Source organism: Cutibacterium namnetense, assembly GCF_001642025.1.
Taxonomy (GTDB): Bacteria; Actinomycetota; Actinomycetes; order Propionibacteriales; family Propionibacteriaceae; genus Cutibacterium; species Cutibacterium namnetense.
This window is the reverse complement of sequence record NZ_LWHO01000001.1, coordinates 124,372-147,648: the sequence shown is the minus strand read 5'-3', so window position 1 is coordinate 147,648 and position 23,277 is coordinate 124,372. Positions and strand designations below refer to the sequence as shown.

General features: G+C 61.8%; 18 protein-coding genes and 1 pseudogene. 11 read left to right on the top strand and 8 right to left on the bottom strand.

What is annotated here, in order from left to right:
- Window positions 1–68 precede the first annotated feature (68 nt).
- Window positions 69–1,601: a beta-N-acetylhexosaminidase gene (locus A5483_RS00605; RefSeq protein ID WP_063810701.1), complete on the top strand. Its 1,533-nt coding sequence runs from the start codon at window positions 69–71 to the stop codon at window positions 1,599–1,601.
- Here A5483_RS00605 and A5483_RS00600 read toward each other — a convergent pair.
- The 6 genes from A5483_RS00600 to A5483_RS00575 are packed head-to-tail and all read right to left on the bottom strand — an operon-like array spanning window position 1,585 to window position 9,834.
- Window positions 1,585–2,883, bottom strand: coding sequence for a glycoside hydrolase family 125 protein (locus A5483_RS00600; RefSeq protein ID WP_063810699.1), 1,299 nt, complete (start codon window positions 2,881–2,883; stop codon window positions 1,585–1,587). The two genes, A5483_RS00605 and A5483_RS00600, sit on opposite strands and share 17 nt — an antisense overlap.
- The gene (locus tag A5483_RS00595) at window positions 2,880–3,524 is read right to left on the bottom strand and encodes an HAD family hydrolase (RefSeq protein ID WP_063810697.1); all 645 of its coding nucleotides are present in this window, start codon (window positions 3,522–3,524) and stop codon (window positions 2,880–2,882) included. The genes A5483_RS00600 and A5483_RS00595 overlap by 4 nt, the downstream gene beginning before the upstream one ends.
- Window positions 3,518–4,573: an alkaline phosphatase family protein gene (locus A5483_RS00590; protein WP_063810695.1), complete on the bottom strand. Its 1,056-nt coding sequence runs from the start codon at window positions 4,571–4,573 to the stop codon at window positions 3,518–3,520. The genes A5483_RS00595 and A5483_RS00590 overlap by 7 nt, the downstream gene beginning before the upstream one ends.
- Window positions 4,573–7,698, bottom strand: coding sequence for an alpha-mannosidase (locus tag A5483_RS00585; RefSeq protein ID WP_063810693.1), 3,126 nt, complete (start codon window positions 7,696–7,698; stop codon window positions 4,573–4,575). Before A5483_RS00585 ends, A5483_RS00590 begins: the two co-directional genes overlap by 1 nt.
- Complete coding sequence (locus tag A5483_RS00580) at window positions 7,691–9,079, bottom strand: 6-phospho-beta-glucosidase (protein ID WP_063810691.1); 1,389 nt, start codon at window positions 9,077–9,079, stop codon at window positions 7,691–7,693. Before A5483_RS00580 ends, A5483_RS00585 begins: the two co-directional genes overlap by 8 nt.
- Complete coding sequence (locus A5483_RS00575; protein ID WP_063810689.1) at window positions 9,076–9,834, bottom strand: DeoR/GlpR family DNA-binding transcription regulator; 759 nt, start codon at window positions 9,832–9,834, stop codon at window positions 9,076–9,078. The genes A5483_RS00580 and A5483_RS00575 overlap by 4 nt, the downstream gene beginning before the upstream one ends.
- 345 nt (window positions 9,835–10,179) lie before the next feature.
- Here A5483_RS00575 and A5483_RS00570 point away from each other — a divergent pair, with 345 nt between their 5' ends.
- The 9 genes and pseudogenes from A5483_RS00570 (at window position 10,180) to A5483_RS00530 (ending at window position 19,385) form a co-directional block, all read left to right on the top strand.
- Window positions 10,180–11,484 (top strand): ABC transporter substrate-binding protein, encoded by a 1,305-nt coding sequence (locus A5483_RS00570; protein WP_002550083.1) that lies wholly within the window; start codon window positions 10,180–10,182, stop codon window positions 11,482–11,484.
- An 84-nt stretch (window positions 11,485–11,568) separates the two neighbouring features.
- Window positions 11,569–12,465, top strand: a complete 897-nt coding sequence (locus A5483_RS00565) for a carbohydrate ABC transporter permease (RefSeq protein WP_042843207.1) — start codon at window positions 11,569–11,571, stop codon at window positions 12,463–12,465.
- Window positions 12,462–13,292 (top strand): carbohydrate ABC transporter permease, encoded by an 831-nt coding sequence (locus A5483_RS00560; RefSeq protein WP_063810687.1) that lies wholly within the window; start codon window positions 12,462–12,464, stop codon window positions 13,290–13,292. The genes A5483_RS00565 and A5483_RS00560 overlap by 4 nt, the downstream gene beginning before the upstream one ends.
- 44 nt (window positions 13,293–13,336) lie before the next feature.
- A pseudogene (locus A5483_RS12190) lies at window positions 13,337–13,829 on the top strand (hypothetical protein).
- A 33-nt stretch (window positions 13,830–13,862) separates the two neighbouring features.
- Window positions 13,863–14,519 (top strand): response regulator, encoded by a 657-nt coding sequence (locus A5483_RS00550; protein WP_002550146.1) that lies wholly within the window; start codon window positions 13,863–13,865, stop codon window positions 14,517–14,519.
- 113 nt (window positions 14,520–14,632) lie between these two features.
- A complete protein-coding gene (locus A5483_RS00545; RefSeq protein WP_193790403.1) occupies window positions 14,633–15,505 on the top strand; it encodes an ABC transporter ATP-binding protein in 873 nt (290 codons plus the stop codon).
- Window positions 15,505–17,979 (top strand): ABC transporter permease, encoded by a 2,475-nt coding sequence (locus A5483_RS00540; RefSeq protein ID WP_063810683.1) that lies wholly within the window; start codon window positions 15,505–15,507, stop codon window positions 17,977–17,979. Before A5483_RS00545 ends, A5483_RS00540 begins: the two co-directional genes overlap by 1 nt.
- A gap of 185 nt (window positions 17,980–18,164) precedes the next feature.
- Window positions 18,165–18,839, top strand: coding sequence for a hypothetical protein (locus A5483_RS00535; protein ID WP_063810681.1), 675 nt, complete (start codon window positions 18,165–18,167; stop codon window positions 18,837–18,839).
- Between the two features lie 24 nt (window positions 18,840–18,863).
- Window positions 18,864–19,385: a hypothetical protein gene (locus tag A5483_RS00530; protein ID WP_063810679.1), complete on the top strand. Its 522-nt coding sequence runs from the start codon at window positions 18,864–18,866 to the stop codon at window positions 19,383–19,385.
- Here A5483_RS00530 and A5483_RS00525 read toward each other — a convergent pair.
- Complete coding sequence (locus A5483_RS00525) at window positions 19,382–19,795, bottom strand: hypothetical protein (protein WP_063810677.1); 414 nt, start codon at window positions 19,793–19,795, stop codon at window positions 19,382–19,384. The genes A5483_RS00530 and A5483_RS00525 overlap by 4 nt on opposite strands.
- 75 nt (window positions 19,796–19,870) lie before the next feature.
- Window positions 19,871–21,580, bottom strand: coding sequence for a formate--tetrahydrofolate ligase (locus A5483_RS00520; RefSeq protein ID WP_193790416.1), 1,710 nt, complete (start codon window positions 21,578–21,580; stop codon window positions 19,871–19,873).
- A gap of 281 nt (window positions 21,581–21,861) precedes the next feature.
- Here A5483_RS00520 and A5483_RS00515 point away from each other — a divergent pair, with 281 nt between their 5' ends.
- Window positions 21,862–23,259: an MFS transporter gene (locus A5483_RS00515; RefSeq protein WP_193790415.1), complete on the top strand. Its 1,398-nt coding sequence runs from the start codon at window positions 21,862–21,864 to the stop codon at window positions 23,257–23,259.
- Window positions 23,260–23,277: the final 18 nt, after the last annotated feature.

The following is a 23,277-nucleotide window of genomic DNA, read 5'->3' as shown; positions in this document are numbered from 1 at the left end:
CTAGCATAGGCAGCGCCCCAGTAAGCTGTGAAACATCCCATTGTCAGGCGATGTCACGAGGAGCAGAGATGCCCACCACCGACGCCCTGGCCCGGGGCCTGTGCCCCCAGCCCCGCCAGGTGCGACTCACCGAAGGACGATTCCCCTTGCCGGCGGTGCTCACCTGGGCTGGCCCCGACGAGGTCACCAATGCCGTTACGATCCTCGCCGAGAGATTAGCTCCAGCACTCGACGTCGTGCGAGCAACATCAGATGACGCCTCCCTCACTGTTACGGTCAATCCCGCGTTAGAAACGGAGGGTTACCGCATCGAGATCGACGTGCAGGTCCGCGTCACCGTTGGCAGCCCATCCGGCGCGCATTGGGCGGTGCAGACTCTGCTTCAGCTGCTCACCCCGTGGGTTTACGGGCCCGGGCCGCTAGCCCTGGAGCGCCTGTACCTTCCGAAGGGCGTCATCGTCGACGCACCACGCCACAGTTGGCGCGGGGCCCATCTGGACGTCTCGCGGCATTTCATGCCTGCCTCGTTCATCATGGGTTTCCTGGATGTGCTGGCCATGCACAAGCTCAACCGGCTCCACCTGCACCTCTCTGACGACCAGGGGTGGCGCCTGCCGGTACCCGGCTGGCCGCGTCTGACCACGGTGGGGGCGTGGCGTCCAGGTACGGTACGAGGTCACCAACCACCACCCGACGACAACGATTGTGACGACGTCGCCACGCACGACCACATACCCCATGGTGGCGCGTACACCATCGACCAGTTGCGCGCCATCGATGAGCGGGCAGGCATGCTGGGCATCACAGTCGTTCCGGAAATCGATCTACCGGGCCACACCGAGTCGGTGGTGGCCGCCTACCCCGCGCTGGGCTGCGGAGTACCGATCGATCACCCACGCACCGCTTTCGGGGTGTCGGAGCATCACATCAGCCTCACCGACGACTCCTTGGCCTTCTGCCGCGACGCCTTGGACACCGTGATGGAGGTCTTCCCGAACTCACCGATCCACATCGGTGGCGACGAGTGCCCCGGCAACGAATGGTTTGGGCATGAGCCCACCCGTACCCGGCTGGCGAAGCTGGGGATCACGACCCCACATCAAGCCCAGGCGTGGTTCGAGCGCCAGATGTGTCATCACGTGGTCGCGGCAGGGCGTCAAGTCATCGCCTGGGACGAGGTATTGGAGGCCAGTGCGCCCGAGGAGATCACTGTGATGGTGTGGCGGGATGCCGATGACATTGCCCGCGCCGCTGCCGCAGGTCACGATGTCATCGCTGCCCCCGCCCGGCACACCTACTTAGATCACGGCATTGAGGCGGGTCCGCAGGCGCCGGTGACAATCGACGCTCCGATGACTATGGGCGACGTCGCCGGGCTGCACGACGTGCTGGCCGCGGTGAACTCACCTCACTTGCTGGGTGGACAGTTCCAACTGTGGACCGAATATCTGCGCACCCCCGCCCAAGTTGAGGATGCCGCTTTCCCGCGCGGTACCTCGATCGCCGAGCAGTTGTGGACTGGCAGCCCGGCTCGGCCGCTGTCAGAATTGGCGACCCAAACTCGCCGTCTCACCGCGATGGGGGTCAACTGGCACCGGTGATGGCGTCGATACCGGCAACTTTCATCATGAGCAGGCAGGCCATCGAGTTCGACCAACTGAACCATCCTCGGGTGAACCGGGTGGGGTCGCTTGGATCAAAGCTCTCGTGAGTCCAGCCAGTACCACCATCGGTGGCGAGGATCGTCGCTAAGCATTCGCGAGCCTCGACGCCGTCCCCGGTCAGTCCCTGCACCGCCAAACCGATGTGCCAGATGTACCCCGCAGGACTGTGCGGGCTACCAATGCCGCGGGCTGCCGGACCGCTGAACAGGTACGGGTTAGCCGCGCTGAGCACCCACTTGCGGGTGCTCTGGTAGAGCGGGTGGCCACGACCGAGGTCGCTGGTGAGGGGCAGGGACAACAGGGATGGCATGTTCGCGTCGTCCATCTCTAGCACCGATCCGAGCCCGTCCACCTCGTAAGCAAAATGGTCGTTGACGATACCGAACTGCCGCACCCCGGCGTCAATCTCGTCGGCCAGTTTCGCGGCACGCTCGGCAAGGTCCTCGTCATCCCAGATGCGACAAAATTCACGAATCTGGCGCACAGCACGCATCGCCATGAACTGAGCTGGAATGTTATAGCCGTAGCAACAGGCGTCGTCGGAGGGTCGGAATCCACTCCAGGTCATCCCGGTGTAGCCCACTGGTCCTCCCGACCCATCAGCACCGAGGGTGTCGACGGGTTCACTGGGGCGCACATGACGATATGCAGAGCGGGTGGTGTGGTCCTGTTCCAGACTCCAGACGTCGACGATGCGTACGCACCCCTCGTGCACCGCGTCATCAAGGTGTTCGCGACGTGCAGTACGCTGCCAGAACCGCCATGCGAGGTCGACGGGGAAGGCCAGCGAATCGACCTCGTATTTGCGCTCCCATAACTCCTCGGCAAGGTTGAGGTCGGCGGGGTCGAAGTGTGCCCCGGTCGGGCCGGGATTGAAAGCGTTGGCGTAGGGGTCGACGCCGACGCAGTGCCACTGGCGGGCGATAACGTCACCGATCTGGGCGGCCACCTCGGGCAGATCACACATCCCCAAGAACGGCCACAATTGCGCCGAGGAGTCGCGCAGCCACATGGCCGGAATGTCGCCGGTGACGACGAAGACGCCGTGCTCGTCGCGAGTCATGGTGCGAGTCCACGTGTCCGTCATCCAGGCGACAAATCGGCTCGCAGCTTGCCGGCCCGTCGCCTCGTCAATACCTTCGCTCACGCCCTGGCCGATCCGAGCGCCAATCTCGTCTAGCCGCCGCTGTAGGGCGGGTGTCAACTCGCATGCCCTCATCGATAGGGCTCCCAGGACGTCACCCGCTCATCGTGCAATCCGGGTACCCACATATCCCCCTGGCCCTTGAGCCTGCGCCCGACCGTGAGGACCCACGCTCCGGCGGCTCGCCCAGCGCGCAGCCCGAAAGCGGAGTCCTCGATGACGACGCATCGACTCGGCTCGGCCCCCAGGCGTCTGGCTGCGGTGAGGTAGGGGTCGGGGGCCGGCTTACCGGCGGCGACGTCGTCCACCCCAAGGACAGTGTCGAAGAGGTCCAGCCAGCCCTGTGAGGCCAATCCGTCACGCACTAAACGCGTCGGGGAATTCGAGACCACCGCGATAGGCACGTGTCCCGCCAGTCTCTTCACTAGGCGATCAGCACCGGGCATCGGCTCGGCGTTGCCAGCCAGGTTGGCGTCAAGGATGTCCATGAACCGCTCGCCAGTAGCCTGAGGATCTGCGTGGGGGTGGTCCCGCAAATACAGCTCGACGACGTCGTCGACGGTGCCCCCGTCAACCTCGGCGCTGTCGGCGTCAGCCAGAGGAAAGCCCCACAGATGCTCCGACGCCACCCGCCAAGCTGGCAGGGTGTCGAGCAGGGTTCCGTCCATGTCGAAGAGGACGGCATCCACCTGCTGAGGCACGTGCATCGTCACCATTCAAAATCCATCTCTCTACTTGGGCCGATAGGTTCCACGTCACGCCGGACGCCGACGTCGCTGGCGTCCATATGGCCAGGGTGCACCCTGATCGTCTCAAGCAATAACGGCGTCAGTTCATGACTACGGATGGGATCGGTACGCAGCAACGGCTCAGGAAGTGTCCCACCGATGTGATGCGTCACCAGGAAGCTGCGACGTACCTCCACCTCGTCCTCCCCGTGACCCCCTTCGGGTTTGTGACCGTGATCGGTGGTCACGGCGACGAGCCACTGCTCCCCGAGCTGCTCGTACCGTTCGGCAACCGCTTTGACGAGGTGACGGGTGAGTTCGTCGACGTGCTGAATTGCCTGCCGGTATGGCTCGGAGTCCGCTCCGAAGCTATGCCCGGCATGGTCTACCCCTTCAAAGTAGACGACGGCCGCGTCCGGGCCTTCGTGTAGGAGGTGCCAAGCGGCCCACGACGACACTTGCTCATCGGCGCGATCGATGCCTCGGGAAAGATCTGGGCTGAAGAGCTGGTGCTGGCCGGTGCGCTGCTGGTCCACCCGCTGGTGGATGATCGGACCGGGCCCGTAGGGGCTGACGAAGGCGTCCCAGGTTGCTGCGGCGATAGTGCGCGCGGCTGGGTTGGCGAAGAACACTTGGGAGAGGATGTCGGGGTGACGGGCCAAGTCGTGGCCGACGAACTCGTTCCACCACACATTGCACTGCTCATGGGTGGCACCGGTGAGGATCGTCGTCCAGCCGGGAGCGGAATCAGTGGGTGGAGTCATCCACATGGGGATGATCGTGCCTTGGGAGTGCTCGTCGCCTCGCACCAAACGCGCGAGGGTGGGGGCCAGACCATGGGGTGCCTGGTCGACGGTCAGGGTGTGGTCGACAGCCGCTACCGGATGCTCGGGAACGGGCTCACCTTGCCCCACGCCCCGCACGAATCGCGGGTCAGCGGGGTGATCGGGCTGGGCGAATCCCGAATTGCGTGGCAGTGCCTCGGGCAGTGCCATGTCAAGGCGCATCCCGTCGATGCACACGAGAAGGAGTTTCATCACTGGCTCACTCTCAACGTCACGATTTGGAAGGGACGCAGGGTGAGTTCCACCCCGTGGCAGGTGCTGGCCGGAAGCTGCTGGGTCGGATCACTCACGGGCTCCTCGAGCAGGTCCACCTCACTCATACAACCGTCCTGATCCAGCAGCAGACGCACTGTGCTGCGGGCACCCGCGGCCTCATGGATGCGTATGACGAGATCCCCGGACCCGTCAAAGGTCTGCTTGACGGCATCGATGACGGCCGTACCATGCACCGGCTCGATCCGGGCCGTGCTGGGTAGCTCCACCGTGCCGCCTCGCAGCTGGAGCGGCTGGTTGAGCCGTGCCGCCTCGACGTGCGCCGAGCCGACCTCGGCGTCGGTAAGCAGACTGTAGCTGAGGTGGTGACGTCCCTGGTCGGGGTGGGGGTCTGGGCTCTGTGGGGAACGCAGCAGGGTCAGCCGGGCCATTACCCCCAGGGTGGGGGTGTGTTCGTCGCCGCCGGCTGGGCTCACGTCGTGGCCGTAGCTGGACTGGTTGACTAGCGCCACCGCGTATCGAGGTTCACTCAGCAGCATCCATTGCTGCCCGCAGCTTTCAAAGTGGGCGTCATCCCAGGACGTGTTAGTCCCGATCGGCCGTTCGATGTAGCCAAACTGGATCTCGTCACGGCTGGAGCGGGCGGCCACGTCGAGGGGAAAGTCCACCTTGAGCACGCGGGCCTGCTCGGCCCAGTCGACGTCGAGGCTGAACTCGACCGCCCGGCTATCGGCATCCACAGTGATGGTCTGGACGAAGCTGGAGTTTCCGACCCGACGTTCGACGCGCACCTGGGCGCGCAGCGGGTCTTCGGTGACAGACAGGTCGGTGACGTCGTCGACTGGGTTGGCGCTGTGGCGGTACTGACGCTGCAGTTCCCAGGCATCGAAGCAGTCGGGGTAGTCGGGGTGCAGGACGAGTCGGTTGGCACGCTGCCCGGCCAGCAGGAGCTCGCGGCCAGCTACCAGGTCAGTAATCGAGTTCACCAGCCCGTCGCGAGTGTCAACACCCACCTCGACGAGTCCGTTGGCGATCCGGATCGCGTCGCGCCCTCGCTGCACATACACTGGGTGCTCGGGAGTAACCATGGCATCGGCCAGCGGCTTTGCCGCCATAGCTGGTATCTGCACGAGTGCGGGTCGACCACTGACGGTGATGACTTCGCGACGGTCCGCGTGGGACGGATTGACCACGCTCATCCCCGCTGTCTCGTCGCCACTCACCTGTGACAGTGCCTGCCAGGCGTCGTCTGTGAGCTGATCCAATTCAGCACGGATGGCGGTGAATTCAGCGACGGCCTCGTGATTGACCCAAGCAATCGACGATCCAGGCAGGATGTCGTGGAACTGGAGCAGCAGGGTACGCCGCCACAGCTGTTCTAGCTGCTCGTAAGGGTAGGGGTGGCCGACGCGGGCCGCCACGGTGACCAGCCACTCGGCAGCCGCGAGCCCAGCTTCGGCGCGCCGGTTACCGTCCTTGAGGGCGTGGACGGAGGTGTAGACGCCCCGGTGGAACTCCAGGTACATCTCGCCGCGCCACACCGGCGCCCCCGGATAGTCATCGCGGGCCCCGTTGAAGTAGTCGTCTGGCGATCCCAGCCGCACCTGGGGTGCGTCCTCCAGGTCGGCGAACCTATGGACGCGTTCTACCTGTTCGGCGGTAGGCCCTCCGCCGCCGTCTCCGTACCCGAATGGCAGGATCGAGCGCCGGGCCGCACCCTTCTCCTTGAAGTTCGCCTCGGCCTTGCCGACCTCTTGAGCGCTGACGATGGAGTCGTAGCAGTCCACTGGCGGGAAGTGCGTCCAGATGCGGGTCCCGTCGATGCCCTCCCACCAGAATGTGTGGTGGGGAAAGATGTTCGTCGTGTTCCAGCTGAGTTTCTGGGTGAAGAACCAGTTCATGCCCGCAAGCCGGGCAATCTGGGGCAGCGCCCCGGTGTAGCCAAACGAGTCCGGCAACCACAGGCAGTCTGGACGCACCCCAAGGTGTTCGCGCATCCAGCGCAGACCGCTGGTGAACTGTCTCACCAACGATTCCCCAGCGGGCAGATTGGTGTCAGACTCCACCCACATACCGCCCACCGGATGCCACTGGCCACGCTCGATGGCCTCCTGAACGCGCTTGAAAAGCTCTGGTGAGGAGTCTTGGAGCCAGGCATAGTGCTGGGCGCTGGTGCAGGCGAAGTGAAAGTCGGGGTACTCCTCAGCCAAGGAGATGACGTTGGAGAAGGTGCGCACCACCTTGCGGCGGGTTTCACGCACCGGCCATAGCCATGCCGAGTCGATGTGTGCGTGTCCGATAGCCGTCATCTGTTGAGCCGATGAGTTAGCCCCCGAATCCAGGTACCTGGCAAGGATCTGGCGGGCAGGTTCAGCACCGGCGATGATCCCGTGACGATCGACTTCGTCAGCAGCCTGTTCCAGGCCGTAGAGCAGCCTGGCGCGATGGGTGGAGTCGGCTGGCAGCTGGCGCATGAGCCCGTCGAGGACGTCGATGTCAAGCCACAAGCCCCACACCTCATTGCGGCGCACCGAGAGCTCCGCTGCCTTGAACTGCCACAGCGGCTCGTGGCCCGCAGTGTGACGATCCCCCAGTTCGGTAGGTTCGGCCAGATGCTGGGTCATGTCTGGGTTGCCGGCGGCCTCCACCCACAACTCGACGTCTCCGTCGGCCCCGATGAGCGGCTCGCCTTGCGCGGCGAATCGGGCGGCGAGCGCGCCGTGGTTGAGTCCGATCCGATGGTTACGGGGGTTGAGGGCTTTAAGCGGGCGCCCTGCGGGGGTATACACCATCGCTTCAGCCTGGTTTCCAGCCCAGTCGCCGACGAATCCGAGGTCCATCGAGAGGTCGATCTCCTCGTCAACGTGGCTAGCTGGAAGGGTGCCGGTGACATGAAGCCACCAGGTGCTCCACGGAGCACCCCACCAGGTCCCGGGCGGAAATGGCTGGTAGCTGGCGGCGGTTGCCTCCGCGAAGCTCACCGGCTCGCCGGGCACCTGCCACGCCGTCACCTGTAGTGGGCAGATTTTCTGGGTGATTTCTCGTTCGAGACGTTCCTTGAGGTGGCCAATCCGATCCTGGGTGAGTTTGGTGTGGTCATGCATGAGCATCCTTGAGGTACCCCAGGCCGTCGAAGGCTTCCGCGAAGTCGTCTAGCAGCTGCTCGGCGACGTGCACGGAGTCGACGAGCGGGTGGTGGCTCAGGGCTAGCAGGGCGGCGGTACGACTGTGGTTGACAGCAGCATCTATGGTGCGTTGTTCAACGTATTTGGCGTTGACGACGTGCCCTCGGGCGTGGTCTGGCAGTGCGGGAGCGGGCAGCCGGTGGATCCCGGCTCCATCTACCCGGCACGGGACCTCCACGACGGCATCGTCGGGCAGGTCGGGAAGGGCTCCATGGTTGGCGACATTGAGGATGAGTTCGGCGGGCACGTCGTTGGCGATGGCGTGCATGATTGCCAGAGCAACCTTGTCGTATCCGCCGGTTTCCAAATCGGCCTCGTCGCGTGCGAACTCACCCGAGACCTCGCGATTGGTGGCCATGTAGGTCTCTTCGCGTTCCAGGCGGGTAGCTTCCCACAGTCCAGCGACATCGTCAGTGTGTTGGGCCGTGGTGTAGAAGCGCTTCTGCTGGGATTCCAGGAAGGCTCCGCGTGGGGCTTCGGCCTTCCGATCGACGGCGAGGTCGTCGCGTGAGTAGTAGTAATAATGCAGGTACTCGTTGGGCACGGCGCCCAAGGCTTGCACCAGGTCGGCACCGAAGAGACGGCCTTCCTCGAAGCTCTCGATGAGGTCAGGACGTTCAAGTAGACGCGGCAGGACGTCGACCCCATCGACGTCCAGGCTGGTGAGCCAACCTAAGTGGTTGAGCCCGCTGTAGCCGATGTGAATCCGTCCGTCGGCGTTGAACAGGGACCCAAGATCTGCCGGTGCCGCCCCGGCACGCTGCAGGGTGGTGAGGATGCGGCGGGCCAGGCCCACCGGCGAGTCACAGATGCCCACCACCTGGTCTCCCAGGCGACGCTGCATGACCTCGGTCATCACCCCGGCCGGGTTCGTGAAGTTGATGACCTTGGCGTCAGGGGCATACTGCGTGATCTGCTCGACGAGGTCGAGTACCACCGGGATCCCCCGCAAGGCATATGAGATACCGCCAGCCCCAACGGTCTCTTGACCAATAACACCGCGAGCCAGGCACATCGACTCGTCAAGGGCACGTCCGCGAGTACCGGCGACGCGGATGGCCGAGAAGATGAAGTCGGTTCCCGCCAAGGCAGTGGGCAGTGCGGTGGTGGCCACCACTGACGGCGCGTGTGGCAGGGCGGGGGCGAGCTGGGCTAAAACCTTCTCGATGACGCCTAGCCGCACCGAATCGGTGTCGTAGAGCCGTAGTTCAGTAACTCGTTGCGGTGAGGTGTCACGGGCCAGGGCCTTAAATACCAGTGGGACGCGGAATCCCCCGCCGCCAAGAATGGTGAGCTTCATGCGGTAATGACCTCCACTGTTGACTCGCCGTGGGCGTCGAAGTCCAGTGACAGCGACCCGGTGGTAATGACGCCGCTGACCTCCTCGATGGTGAACGGGGAATGTGCGCCAACACCCGGGAATTTTTCGGAGTCGACGAGCAAGTAGCTCCGACTTGCGGCAGCGATGATCGCCTGCTTGATGTGGGCCTGGGAGCGACTCGTGTCACGGACTCTCCCGTTGGCACTCACCCCTGAGCAGCCTAGAAAGGCCAGGTCAGCTTGATGGTGGGTCAGTGCTTCAGCGACAAACTGACCGTCAAAGCACTGGTACCGCTCAGACCACACTCCCCCAAGCACAACGACGGTGACGTCCGGGGCGGTTTTGAGAGCCTCGAAGACGGGAAGGGACGCCGTAAGTACGGTGATGGAGCGCCCAGTGAGCAGCCCGGACAGATGGTGGACGGTGGTGCCGATGTCCATGATGATGGTGTCGCCGTCGTGGACAAGCTCGGCGGCTTTGCGGGCAATCGCGGCCTTGGCCTGAGCATGATGATTCATGACGCCACCGAAATGGTCATCCACGCTCGTGACGAGTTGGATACCTCCCCAGGAACGCTCGATGATGCCCTTATCTTCCAGGGCGATGCAATCGCGTCGGGCCGTGGCCATGCTCACGTTCAGGTTCCGAGCGACGTCGACGGTGCGCATGGCAGGCCGGTCTCGCAGCAGTTCGACGATCGCGTCGTGACGAGCGGCCTTGAGCATGTGCCCCATGGTACCGATCCAGGGCCATCGGTCTACACAATTCCGTCATTTCAATCATTTTTCGGCAGTTTGGCCCCCACCGACCGCTACAGTGATCTCACAAGCCAACCTCTATCGGTTGGTTTGATCACACTCGAATCAAGCATTGACAAGGTTGTTGCCTGGAGATCACCTACAGTTAACCTCGGTTGCACACAGTCGTGACACCCTAGGTCCCTGGCGGGTATACGAGCCCTGAATTTCCCTGAAAAGGCGTCCGCACCAGGAGGGGATGGTTCGAAGCCCGCCTCCATATGAACATTTTTGAGCAATTTTGTCGGTGCCGATTCCCGTTCAACCCCAAGGAGGGACCTCATGAATCTGTCGCGTCGTCATCTGCTCTCCGGCGGCTTCACCGGGCTGGGCATGTTGGGAGTGTCGGCGTTAACCGGATGCTCCACCTCCACCGAGCCCGCGTCGGACAAGGGTGCCGGTGACGCTAAGAAGCTCGTCCTGTGGATCTGGCCAGAAGGCTTCGACAAGCAGACGCTGGCTGCCGTCGCTAAGGCGCAGCCGTCCTATAGCGTGCGTCAGGACATCATCGGCGGTGATTTCAAGCAGAAGCTCACCACAACCTTCACCGCAGGCTCCGGGCTGCCCGATCTTACCGGTGTCAAGGGCGAGGACATCGCCTTCTTCCGGGACCACGCCGGATACTTCGTCGATCTCAATACTCTTGGCGCCAAAGACATCAAATCTGACTACCTGGCCTGGAAGTGGGCCCAGGCCACCACCACTGATGGCAAGCAGCTGGGAATCCCCTCCGACATCGGCCCCACAGCTCTGTTCTACCGGGCTGACATCTTCGAGCAGGCCAAACTGCCCAGCGATCCCGACCAGGTCGCCGCTCAGATAACTACCTGGGATGCCTTCATCGAGTTCGGTACTAAGTTGCTGGCTGCCAAGGAGAAGACCTACCTGGTGCGCAACGCCGCTGGCTTGTTCGACACGATCTGGCCGCAGTCGGGCAAGGGATTCATTGACGAAAAGAAAACCTTCATCGGCGACCAGGACCACATTCGCAACGCCTGGAACATCACCGTCAAGGCGCTGAAGGCCGGCATCGTTGCCACGATCAAGTCCGACACCTCCGATGCCGCAGCCGCCGTCAACGAGGGACGTTTGCCTGCCGATTTCGGTGCCTCCTGGCACCTGGCCGACCTCATGGTTGACGCTCCCCAGACCAAAGGAAAGTGGCGGGTGTGCGCCCACCCCGGCCCGGCCATCAACCAGGGCGGTTCATCCCTGTCCATCCCCGCCGGCGCCTCAGATCCCAAGGCATCCTTCGCCGCGATCCGCGAACTGCTCAGCGTACAGTCCCAGATACGCGAGTACGTCCACAATGGCAACTTTCCCGTCTCCCCGAAAGCCTATGACGACCCGAAAGTCTCGGGTCCAGTGGACTTCCTTGGCGGCCAGCATGCTGCGAAGGTCTTCGGCAAGGCTGCCGAATCGGTACGTCCACTTTTCGAGGACTCGAACTCCGGTGCCGTCTCCGCCCCGTTCGCGGCTCAGCTCGAGCGAGTCGAATCCTCGGGGAAGAATCCGGAAACTGCCTGGCAAGATGCCGTCTCCGAGGCCAAGCGCATCGCCGGACAACTGCATCTCACCGTCAAGTGAGGCGTCTGTACCGAGATGAGTTCGCCACATATCGTCACCGCCACGCTCACCGATGAGCTGCGTCGTCCCTCCGTGGGCCGGCGAATGCGCAAGGCGTTGCCTATCTATGCCGCTTTGAGCCCGTATTTCTTCTTTTTCCTCGTCTTCGCGGCTATACCGATGGTGTTCACCCTGCTACTAGCCTTCACTGACTGGTCCGGCTTGGGGAGCGCCAACTTCGTCGGCCTAGAAAATTTCAGGTATCTCATCAGCGACCACCTGTTCTACAAGTCGCTAGGCAACACGCTCATTCTGTGGGCGATGGGCACGATCCCGACACTCATCATCGCCACGATCGTCGCCCTCATGCTTAACAAGACGATGCGGTTCTCTACGACCTACCGGGTCATCTATCTGGTGCCGAACATCACGTCCATGGTGGCTATGGGCATCCTATTCAGCTCGATCTTTTCCAGCCAGTTTGGCCTGGCCAATGCCGTGCGCAACCTGCTAGGCCAGGAAAATATCGCCTGGTTGCAAAGCGAGTGGGGCATCAAGATCGCCATCTCGTCGTTGACGGTGTGGTCATTCGTCGGCTATAACGCACTGCTCATTCTCGCCGGTCTGCAGGCCATCGACAAGACGCAGTATGAGGCGGCTGCCATCGACGGAGCCAACGGGTGGCAGACGTTTTTCCACGTTACCTTGCCCCAGCTGCGCGCCATCGTCTTGTTCATCACCCTCATGTCGACAATCGGTTCGTTACAGAGCTTCACCGAGGCGCAGGTGCTCACGAGCTCCCAGTCCGCCGGGGCAGCCTCGGCAGGCGGGGTAAACAACTCCGGTCTGACGATGGTGCTCTACTTCTACTCAGTGGCCTTCCAGGAAAACCGGTTTGGCTATGGTGCGACGATCGCCTGGGGAGTATTCGTCGTTGTGCTGTTCTTCTCAATCATCAACTGGCTGGTCACTCGTGAGCATGATCGCAAGGTGTCGCGATGAGACGCCGTGTGCACATCGGGGCGTTCTTCCGACACCTATTCCTCATTCTGGGCGGGCTGATCTCGCTGTTCCCGTTCTACTGGATGTTCGTGCTGGCCAGCCGACCGTCCTCGGTGATCTACCGGTACCCTCCGGTTCTCACCCCCGGCGACCGTCTGGGCGAGAATGTCCACACCATCGCCGGCAAGATCAACATCTGGGCGGCTATGGCCAATACGGCTTTGGTGGCGACCACGGTCGCTGTGCTCGTGCTGCTCATCTCGTCGCTGGCGGCCTTCGCCTTCGCTAAGTTCGATTTTCCCGGCAAGAACCTGCTCTTCTCCGCTGTCCTAGCGACATTCCTGCTACCCACCCAACTAGCGACGATTCCGCAGTTCGTCCTCATGAGCAAGATCGGATGGGTAGGCGATCTTAAGGCCGTCATCGTGCCCTCCCTGGCCAGCTCGTTCGGCGTGTTTTGGCTGCGCCAGTACGCCACGAACGCCATCCCCAAGGAACTGCTGGAGGCCGCCACGCTCGATGGGTGCGGGTTCTGGCACCAGTACACGCACGTGTGTCTACCGATTATTCGTCCTGCCATGGCATTCTTGGGGATCTTCACCTTCATCGGCTCGTGGAACGACTTCATGTGGCCCCTTATCGTCCTCAACGACCCCAGCAAATTGACCCTGCAGGTGGCCTTGAGTCAACTCAAGACAGCACACGGCACCGACTACGGCATGCTCATGGCTTCTTCGCTCATTGCTGTCGTTCCGCTGCTCTTTGTGTTTGCCGCTGGCGCCAAGCAACTCATCGCCGGCATCTCGGAGGGAGCAGTCAAGAGTTAAGCCACATCAAGGAGAGGCCCAACCCCGACTTGGACAGTCGCGGCATGAAATACTATTGCGCTGTGTTAACTCATGGCATCACGAGAAGCCTGGACTTCATGCTCCTCACCGTGGCTGTAGCGCTTGGGTTATTCGGACTGGATGCGTGGGTAATCCTCCCGGAATCCCACGCACCGCTCGTCGAATCATTAGGCATCCCGGTTGCATCGTGGCTTGTGGCATTGATCCTTGGCCTGATACTGCGCCCGTTTCCCACCAAACTAACCGGCGAGCGCGATGAGGACCGCCATCGCCAAGAAGACGATGCTGGCGTTCTCTGCAATGACCTGGCCTGCGCTCATCCTGTTCGTTCTCGCGTTCTTGCTACGCCTACCAGGCGCATCCGTCTTGCCCGCCATGATTGCCCACGGCGCGACGCTGTTCCTCCTTTTTCACTCGACCGATCAGCGTCTAGAGCGATTCGCCGAGACCTGGTGCGGCGACCATTACGACCCCGCAAATCCTGAGATCGACACATTCCTGCACGGCACGCGGTAGGTAAGCTTCGACTGACAAGCAGCTGGAGGTGCCATGCCCGATCCGATTCGCGTCATCCTCGTTGACGACCAGTCCTTGGTCCGTTCGGGGTTTCGCATGCTCATCGAGTCCGAGGACGACATGGAGGTCGTCGCGGAGGCGTCAAATGGCGTCGAGGCCCTTGACGTGCTGCGTCGAATGCCTGTCGACGTCGCTCTCATGGACATCCGGATGCCGCAGATGGACGGTGTTGAGGCCACCCGACGCATCACAGCCTCCCCGCTAGATACTAGGGTGCTGATTCTTACCACCTTTGACCTCGACGAGTACGTGTACGCCGCACTCAAAGCCGGCGCCTCGGGGTTCCTCCTCAAGGATGCCCGCCCCACGGAGCTGCTGAGCGCTATCCGCAACGTTGCTGACGGCGACGCCGTCGTTGCGCCGTCAGCAACCCGCCGTCTGCTCGACCACGTCGTCCCCACCCTGCCCAACGATCCCAAGGCCGCAGATAAAAGGCTGTCGGTCCTGACGGATCGCGAGAGGGAAGTGTTGGTGGAGATTGCTAAGGGAGCGACGAACGCCGAAATCGCGCAGACCCTCTACATGGCAGAGGGCACTGTAAAAACTCACATTGGCCGACTACTATCGAAATTAGAGTGCCGTGACAGGGTTGGCCTCGTACTGTTTGCCCATGAGGTCGGCCTCATTTGAGGTACCTAAGCAGTACTCAATACTGGGCATCCTCAATGTCCTTCTTAATTTTCACGTCACCTCAGGCGTGAGGAGCATCAGCTAGCTACTAGTCGATGCTCTCTTCGGGAACCATGAAAGGCATCATGAGCGACCACGACCGACTTTACGAATCCGACGAACCCCAGCACTGGCCGAGCCATGCGATGCCGAGCGAGCCGAGACCGTTCGAACCACTGCGACATGGCGGCCTCGCTCCCGGACTCCTCAACACTCCCATCGAGACCGATGCCGCAGCCGGTATGCAACTCACCAAGGTCTTCGGGCAGGGGGAGACCCGCGTCACTGCTCTGAACTCGATCGACGTTCGCTTCACCCGTGGCACCTTCACCGCGATCATGGGCCCGTCAGGATCCGGCAAGTCGACCCTCATGCACTGTCTGGCTGGCCTGGACCGTATCACCTCCGGGCGAGTATTCCTGGCTGGCAACGAGATTTCGAGTCTTCCTGACGCCAAGCTGACGACCCTGCGCCGCGACAATGTCGGGTTTATCTTTCAGTCGTTCAACCTGCTGCCGATGCTCACCGCCGAGGAAAACATCCTGCTGCCTCTGGACCTGGCTGGCCGCAAGCCTGATATGGCGCTGTGGGATCAGTTGATCACCGGTCTGGGTATCGGCGACCGGCTTAAGCATCGTCCCTCGGAGATGTCGGGCGGCCAGCAGCAGCGCGTCGCTTGCGCCCGAGCCATGATCACCAAGCCGCACGTCGTCTTCGCTGACGAGCCCACCGGCGCGTTGGACTCAAAGTCAGGCGCAAACTTGTTGGGTTACCTGCGCCACTGCGTCGACGATCTGGGACAGACGATCATCATGGTCACTCACGACGCGAAGGCTGCATCCTATGCCGACCGCGCCCTCATGTTGTTAGACGGTCATATCGTCGACGACCTTGCCTCTCCCACCGCCGAATCGGTGAGTGAGGCAATGGCCGGATTGGAGGGCTGATGTTCACTGAGGCTCTCAGAGAGCTGCGCCACCATCCAGGTCGGGTGGCCGCAACCCTTATTGCCATTGCCGTATCGGTCGGGTTTCTCGTCGGCATCTCGATGTTCGTACGCACCCAGGGTGTGGCACTCGGCAAGGAACAGGCCGTCGCCACCTCGAAGGCCGACGTCGTCGTCGACACCGGCGGAACTGATGCCGACCCCAATGCGGTCACCCAGGCCATTAAGGAAACCCAGGGAGTCGGGGCCGTTGACACCGTGTCGTCGATGTCCATGCCGGCAGCCCACAATCACGATTCGGTGATGATCGACCTCCACCAGGTTCCGTCAGAGCCCTTCCGCTGGTCGGCGATCAAGGATGGGTCCTGGCCCTCGAAGGCCAACGAGGTCGCTCTGTCTGAGGACGCCGCTAAGGATCTCCACGCCGGCATTGGCGATACCGTCGAGTTGAGCGGTCATAGCGTCAAGGTGGTCGGCATCACCGACGATCCCTCGGCTCTGCAAACCGCTCCGGCCTACGTGAGCCTGCTCCCTAGCCAAGACCCCGACACCTGGGTCGTCAAGGCCAAGAACGGAACGACGCCCGAGCAACTCGTCGCCAACCTCGAAAAGACCCTGCCGAAGGTCAAGGACGCGCCGCAGTTCAATACTCACGGCGACACCGGCGCCACGATCTCGACAGCTGCCTCTTTCCAGAAGAAAACCATCAATGACCTCACCCAGGACTTCGACGTCACCAAGTACATGCTCATGGTCTTCGGTGCTGTCGCCCTGCTGGTGGGAGCGATCATCATCACGACGACGTTCCTCATCTTGTTGGCTCAGCGACGTCGCCAAATCGGCCTCATGAGGGCTGTTGGGGCGTCGAGCGGGCAGGTGAGACGACGTGTCCTCGCCGAGGCGATCGTGCTCGGTGTCCTCGGATCTGCGCTGGGGGTCGTGCTCGGCATCCTGTTAACCGTTGCCGGCGTAGCCTATACCGGGGCCTTGGCTTTCGGGTTAACGTGGCCGTGGGGGGACATTATCGTCGAGTTCCTCATTGGCATTGCCATCACTGTGCTGGCGGCCTTCCTGCCGGCATTGCGGGCAACCCGAGTGGCTCCGTTGGAGGCATTGCGCCCAGTACCGACGGTGGAGCAGAAGCGTCGCACCGGTATCGCAAGGATCATCATCTGCTCTTTGCTTGCAGTGGCTGGGATAGCACTATCTGTGGGCGCAATAGTTGGGACCGGCACATCGATCATCGTGATGGCGATTTTGTCAGCAGTCTGCCTGTCTGCGACTTTGCTCATCGCGACCCCGCTGTATGTGCCGTGGTTGATCCGCGCCATGGGATTCCTCCTACGGCCGCTCGGGCCGACCGCCCGGCTATCAACCTCAAATGCCAACCGCAACCCGACTCGCACTTCTCTGACTGCGGTAGCCCTCATGTTGGCTATCGGTTTGTCAGTGACCTTGCAGGTGGGTATCTCGACGACGCGCACGACGGTCATGGACCAGATCAACGAGCATTTCCCCATCGACGTCACCCTCACGAACCGCCCGTCCTACGACCGGCATACCGGCCAGGAGACGACGGGGACTCTCGACAAATCGGCCGTCAAGACGGTGCAAGACCTGCCGAACGTTAAGGACTCCATCGTCCTCAAGGGTGGGTTTGCCGACAGTGATCTGTCCCCTCACGCCCATATATTGTCCGGAAACCCTGACGAGATCGCCAAGGTAGCACCCTCAATCGCCAAGGAGATGAAGCCGGGGGTCGCACTGGTGACCTCTGTAAGCAACCCGCCAAAGACCATGACCTTCGCGTCTTCCAAGGGCAAGGTGACTCTCAACGTCACGAAGGTCCACGGGCTTTCTGAAGACGACGTCGTGGTCAGTCAGGAGGACATGGAGAAGATCGTGCCTTCCGTGGGTGACCAGTCCATCTGGGTCCACTTGAATGACCGTAGCAATCTGGCCTCGATTCTGACGGTCATGACGTCCATGCCGAGTAATGATTCGCAGCACATGGACATCGGTGGAGGTGCCCTCATCGGCGGCATCGTCGAGCTGATCCTCAACTTCCTGCTGATGGTGATGACGGCCTTGCTCGGCGTGGCAGTGCTCATCGCCCTCATCGGCGTGGCCAACACGTTGAGCCTGTCGGTGTTGGAGCGACGTCGGGAGTCTGCACTGTTGCGAGCCATGGGCATGCAGAGGCGTGGATTGAGGTTGATGCTGCTGTACGAGTCGATCCAGGTCGGAATGGTCGGCGTCATCGTCGGGATGGTAGCTGGGTTCTACTTCGCCTGGCTGGGCATCCGGTCGGTATTCCGGGTCGCCTCGGACACCATCCCATTGCACTTCTCAATCGATTGGCCATGGACCCTCGGCCTTGTCGCGATCTGCCTGGTGGCGGCATGCCTGGCCTCGGTGTTGCCGGGTAGGCGGGCTGCCAAGGCGATTCCGACTGAGGCTCTCGCCGACGAGTGAGGCCTCGTACAGGAAGTCAGCATGTGATGAACCGGCCGTGTCCTTGGGGGCACGGCCGGTTTTTCGCAACGGTTAAGCGGACAACACCCGCGTGCAGAAGGACAACACCTAGACCGATGTGGGCAACACCGCAGACAACACCATGCTGATGGGCTTAGGGCATCGCCCACCCGAAAGGTGTTGCCATGACCTGCACGTCCACCACAGCCCGCCGCCTCCGCTGCCTCTGGCAGGAGTTGTGCTCCCACCCCCGCGCCTCATGGCACATTGACTTGATCTGTCGCGGGTGCCGCCCAGAGAACCTTCCCCAGCAACTGCGCCAAGACGACGCTGCCGCGCTTCGCGCCCTCATCGCCGTCCGAAGTGGGGCAGGCCAAACCACCGAATTCGCCGGGATGGCACTGATCCAGGCGGTTATTCCCACCCTGGTCATGATCGCCAGCCGCGATCGTCAGGCCTGTCTGGACGATTACATCGGTGAGGCTTGGGTGATTATCGCCAATTTCCCTTTGTCCCGTACCAATAAGGTGTGCCTGAATGTGGCCTTGGACTGTCTGCATGCCATCTCATCTCGACGCCAACGCAGCAGCCGGGAGACCCTTGTCGAATCGATCGACGTCAGCGCACCAGAGGTTCACGAGCCAGGGCGGGTCGCGTCGGACCTGCTCAGCTCAGCTGAGAAGCTCGGAATCATCACCCCGGCCAGCGCGCCAATATTGCGCAGTGTGTGGGTGGAGGCATTGGACTGCGCTACCGCCGCACAACGCCACAACACCAGTGCCACAGCGGTGCGAGCTCACTGTTCTCGGGCGAGTAGGGCCATGCGGCAGCGCCGTGACGAGCTACTCGCCGCGTCATGAAGAGGGTTGTGATGGGTGCAACGTATGCTGTTCGCTGTGACGAAGTTCAAGCGTGTCATGGCTTTGCTCGGCGTGATCTATCTCGCGACCGTGGGGGGCCTGTACCTCGTACTGGCTGACCGCAGCGACGATTTCATCCATGATGGTCAGATCATCCAGGGCACCGTTACAGCTGTCTACTTGCACCACTCAGTCAGCACGGGCGCCACCCGGTACCTCATGCACGCTGAAGGCGGCCATGTTGCGCTCATTTCGTATACCTACGATGGGGTGACGGACACGGTCTCATCGAACCCCTACCGGGACGTTAAGAAGTACCACGTGGGTCAGAAGGTCGATCTGGTTATCCAGGCCACACCGAGTCATCCAGATGACGCCATCGTGACGGTACGCGACCACACCATCCTGGGCATGCGTCTCATCCCCTGGGGATTCCTCGCCAGCGCGATCGTGGTGACAGCATGGTTCGGACGTGACTACTTGAAGTCCAAGAGCCGCCGTCGAATAGGTGGTCAGCGTCACACCGCGGCGACCGTCGAAGCCTAACGACGGTCAATCAGCCACGTTAAGAACTCTTTGAGGTCTCCAGTCTCACCGTCGCGACCACCTCGGCCAATGTGCATCGGTGGCAGGGAAGGGTGAAGCTTGACCCCGCGCAGTCGCTCGACAGCACCGCCGGGCACGACGAGGTGGTAATACTCCCCGTTCTCCCCGATGGCGAGGGAATGTTGAGCGTTGAGGTACCAGCCTCGTTTGTCAGTGCGCGCCTCGTGACCGTCCATAAGTTGGGCACGCAGTGGCACTGGTGTCATCCCCTTAACGCGAGCCGTAACGAGAAAATCGTCAATAAGTCGCTGAGCCTGCGCAGCTTCCTGACGGCGCGCTTTCTCCTCAAACTCCATACGGAGGCGGGCATCCTCGGTTCGTTTGCTGGCCACGAATTGAGGGTACGACATCCCCTGCGACAAACCACCCCCGCATGAAACTAGCTCGGGGACGCGGTACCGTTCCGCGTCCCCGAACCGCTGGTGTCAGAAAAGTCCGATGGTCTCGCCGTTATCGTCGATATCAATCCTTTCGGCAGCCGGGTGACGGCCCAGACCCGGCATAGTGCGCATGTCGCCGCAAATCGCGTAGATGTACCCAGCTCCGACGGCAGCCCTCACCTCGCGCACGGGCAGCCGCCACCCGGTCGGGGCACCCTTGAGGGATGGGTCATGGGACAGGGACAGATGAGTTTTCGCGATGACGACCGGGAATGTGCCGTAGCCGAGGTCCTCGAAGTGGGCCAATTCCTTAGCTGCCGCCGGGGCGATGTCGATCCCGTCAGCCCCGTAAACCTTGGTAGCAATTTTGGTGAGTTTCTCGACCAAGGAATCCTCAAGGTCATAGGTGTAGCGGAAGGCGGTCTTCTGGTCACAGGCTGTGACGACCGCGCGAGCCAAGTCGACCGCACCGCCACCGCCATCGACGACGTGGGTCGAGGAGGCGAAGTGGGCTCCGGCAGCCTCAGCGACCTTACGGACCGCGTCAATCTCGTCGGGGTAATCAGTCGGGAAAACATTGAGAGCGACAACCGGGGAGACGCCAAACTCGCGCACAATCTCGATGTGCTTACGCAGGTTAGCGCCACCAGCAAGCACGTCGTCAGGGTTGTCCTCGAGCATCGCCTCGGGCAAGGGTTTTCCGGGGACGACCTGGTAGCGACCGGCGTGGGTCTTAAGGGCACGCACGGTGACGACGAGGACGGCAGCGTCAGGGCGCATCCCGCCGATGCGGCATTTGATGTTGAAGAACCGCTCGGCTCCCATGTCAGCGCCGAAGCCAGCCTCGGTGAGTAGGTAGTCGCCGCAACCGATACCGACGCGGTCTGCCATGACCGAGGAGTTGCCGGTAGCGATATTGCCGAAGGGCCCAGCGTGGACGAGTACCGGGCTGTTCTCGGTGGTTTGCAACAAGTTCGGCTTGAGGGCGTCTTTGAGGATGACAGCCATTGATCCGGCAGCGTGCAGATCTTCGGCAGTTACTGGCTTCTTAGCACGGTTGTAGCCGACGACAATGCGCCCCAAGCGAGCACGCAGGTCAGACAAGGAGGTGGCCAGGGCCAGGATGACGCCAACCTCGCTGGCAGCAGTGATATCAAATCCGGTCTCGCGGGGGACCCCGTCAACCCTCGATCCCAGACCGACGATGGTGTTGCGCAGGGCACGGTCGTTGATATCGACAACGCGACGCCACGTGATCGAGTGAGGTTCGATGTCGAGTTCATTGCCTTGATGCAGGTGGTTGTCGATCATGGCGGCAAGCAGGTTGTGAGCTGCGCCGATCGCGTGGAAGTCACCGGTCAGGTGCAGATTGAGCTTCTCCATCGGCAGCACTTGGGAGTACCCGGCGCCAGCGGCACCGCCCTTGATTCCGAACGTCGGACCCATCGACGGTTGGCGCAGGGCCAAGACGCTGTGCTTGCCGATCTTCTCTAGTCCCTGGGCTAGACCAACAGCGGTAGTCGTTTTGCCCTCGCCAAGGGGCGTTGGGGTCATGGCCGTGACGACGACATATTTACCGCGAGGGTGATCCCTGTTGTCTTTGATGACGTCAGGGTCGACCTTCGCAACGTCACGCCCATAAGGCTCCAGATACTTCGCATCAATGCCGGCCCGGGCTGCGACCTTCTCGATAGGGTCGAGGTGAGCCTCCCGAGCAATTTCAAGATCCGACTTCATCGTCATAGCTCCAATCATGACGTGTTGATCGCTTCTCTGCATACCTGCAGCGCATCATGGTGGCCGGCCATGATCTCGCTCGTCGCGGCAGCGTAGCGTTTTGATGTCGTCACGTGTCACCTAGATTCTCCTAGAAGAATCCTAGGCCCTTTCGAGTTCTGTCATGATGTCTCCCTCATCACAAGCCCACCCCGGGTTGCCGCACGACGGGTGTCGGGGCCAAACTACTCACGCCACTTCGTTCTTACAGCGCCGCTAATAAGGCCAACCTTGCCGTGCCGTTGAGATGGCCCCGGCGACTGTTCTTCGGTTCACCCTTTAAGATCAGTAAAGGCCAGCCCGAAGGAGACCACGTGTTCTGGCAAAAACTGCGCCACCTGTGGCGACGTCGCGATTTCCGCAAGATCCTCGGGGTTCGTGTAGCCACCCAGGCGGCTGACGGCACCCTACAGGTCGGGATGGCCTCCTACGTTCTACTCTCCCCCGAGCAGCAGCCTGACGCGTGGTCGATCGCCATGGTGTTGGCTATTACCTTGTTGCCCTTCAGCATCATTGGCCCCTTCGTCTCCGTCGTGCTCGACCGCTGGTCGCGTCAGCGCATCCTCGTCTATACCGATGGTCTGCGCTGCCTTATTGCGATCGGGCTGGGGATCTTGGTCTGGGGTGGTGCGCGCGATAAGCCCTCTCACCTGGCCTTGCTCATTGGGTTGCTCATCGCGATGAGCCTGAACCGGTTTTTGCTCACCGCCTTGGTCGCTGGGTTGGAATACACCATCGACAAGCGCGACTACCTGACGGCATCGTCAATCATGCCAACGATTGGCCCGCTAGGGCTCATGATCGGTGCGATTGTTGCTGCAGCAGTGCGCATGATTGCCGGACGCCATATTCCTGTGCACCACGCCGATACGATCATTTTCTGCATTTCTGCGGCCCTCTTCGCAGTCTCGGTCGCCTTGGGGCTGCAGTTTTCACGTCGGGAGCTTGGGCCGCCATTAGTGGATCGTTCCCGGACGATGAGAGCGGTAGCTGGGGATGTGGTGGATGGGTTCCGCTACCTGGGAAAGGTGCCACTGGTGGGACATTCCCTCACGCTGATCGGCGCCCAGCGGGTACTGTTCGGGGTGTATTCGGTGGCGATGATTCTGGGGTACCGTAACCGATTCCATGTGCAGTCTGACATCAACGGAGCCATGGCAGACATGACGGTCTGGGCTGTAGCTATGGGTGCCGGATTTGTGCTCTCGGCAGGCTTCATGCCCATGTTGGTGCATCGCCTAGGAATGCGTCGTGCCCTTATCACCCTCCTCATCGCAACTGCGGTCATCCAGGCCTTCCCCGGTGCCATCCCTAACCGTTGGGGTCTACTCGTGACTGGCTTTCTCGTCGGGCTCTTCGCCCAGTCTCTCAAGGCCGGTGTCGACACCATTTGTCAGGCACAAATCACTGACGTCTACAAGGGTCGCGTGTTCATCGCTTACGACATGGTGTACAACGCGATGTTCGTGGCAGGTTCAGCCTTGGCTGCGTTGGTGTTGCCCATCCAGGGACTATCCGGCCCGCACATAGTCGGGCTAGCTATCGCCTACGTCGTGGTGGCCGTAATCTTCGCGCTAGCAACTCAAGTCCATGGTAACGATGTTTTTGACAAGGGCAGCGCTCTTGGCGGGTTGCCTACGGGTAACTCCGAAGAGTGACGCCTCAATAGTGGCGGC

Coding starts and splice junctions, on each gene's coding strand:
- A5483_RS00605 (WP_063810701.1), top strand. CDS start 69: ATGCCCACCACCGACGCCCTGGCCCGGGGCCTGTGCCCCCAGCCCCGC.
- A5483_RS00600 (WP_063810699.1), bottom strand. CDS start 2,883: ATGAGGGCATGCGAGTTGACACCCGCCCTACAGCGGCGGCTAGACGAG.
- A5483_RS00595 (WP_063810697.1), bottom strand. CDS start 3,524: ATGGTGACGATGCACGTGCCTCAGCAGGTGGATGCCGTCCTCTTCGAC.
- A5483_RS00590 (WP_063810695.1), bottom strand. CDS start 4,573: ATGAAACTCCTTCTCGTGTGCATCGACGGGATGCGCCTTGACATGGCA.
- A5483_RS00585 (WP_063810693.1), bottom strand. CDS start 7,698: ATGCATGACCACACCAAACTCACCCAGGATCGGATTGGCCACCTCAAG.
- A5483_RS00580 (WP_063810691.1), bottom strand. CDS start 9,079: ATGAAGCTCACCATTCTTGGCGGCGGGGGATTCCGCGTCCCACTGGTA.
- A5483_RS00575 (WP_063810689.1), bottom strand. CDS start 9,834: ATGGGGCACATGCTCAAGGCCGCTCGTCACGACGCGATCGTCGAACTG.
- A5483_RS00570 (WP_002550083.1), top strand. CDS start 10,180: ATGAATCTGTCGCGTCGTCATCTGCTCTCCGGCGGCTTCACCGGGCTG.
- A5483_RS00565 (WP_042843207.1), top strand. CDS start 11,569: ATGCGCAAGGCGTTGCCTATCTATGCCGCTTTGAGCCCGTATTTCTTC.
- A5483_RS00560 (WP_063810687.1), top strand. CDS start 12,462: ATGAGACGCCGTGTGCACATCGGGGCGTTCTTCCGACACCTATTCCTC.
- A5483_RS00550 (WP_002550146.1), top strand. CDS start 13,863: ATGCCCGATCCGATTCGCGTCATCCTCGTTGACGACCAGTCCTTGGTC.
- A5483_RS00545 (WP_193790403.1), top strand. CDS start 14,633: ATGAAAGGCATCATGAGCGACCACGACCGACTTTACGAATCCGACGAA.
- A5483_RS00540 (WP_063810683.1), top strand. CDS start 15,505: ATGTTCACTGAGGCTCTCAGAGAGCTGCGCCACCATCCAGGTCGGGTG.
- A5483_RS00535 (WP_063810681.1), top strand. CDS start 18,165: ATGACCTGCACGTCCACCACAGCCCGCCGCCTCCGCTGCCTCTGGCAG.
- A5483_RS00530 (WP_063810679.1), top strand. CDS start 18,864: ATGCTGTTCGCTGTGACGAAGTTCAAGCGTGTCATGGCTTTGCTCGGC.
- A5483_RS00525 (WP_063810677.1), bottom strand. CDS start 19,795: ATGTCGTACCCTCAATTCGTGGCCAGCAAACGAACCGAGGATGCCCGC.
- A5483_RS00520 (WP_193790416.1), bottom strand. CDS start 21,580: ATGATTGGAGCTATGACGATGAAGTCGGATCTTGAAATTGCTCGGGAG.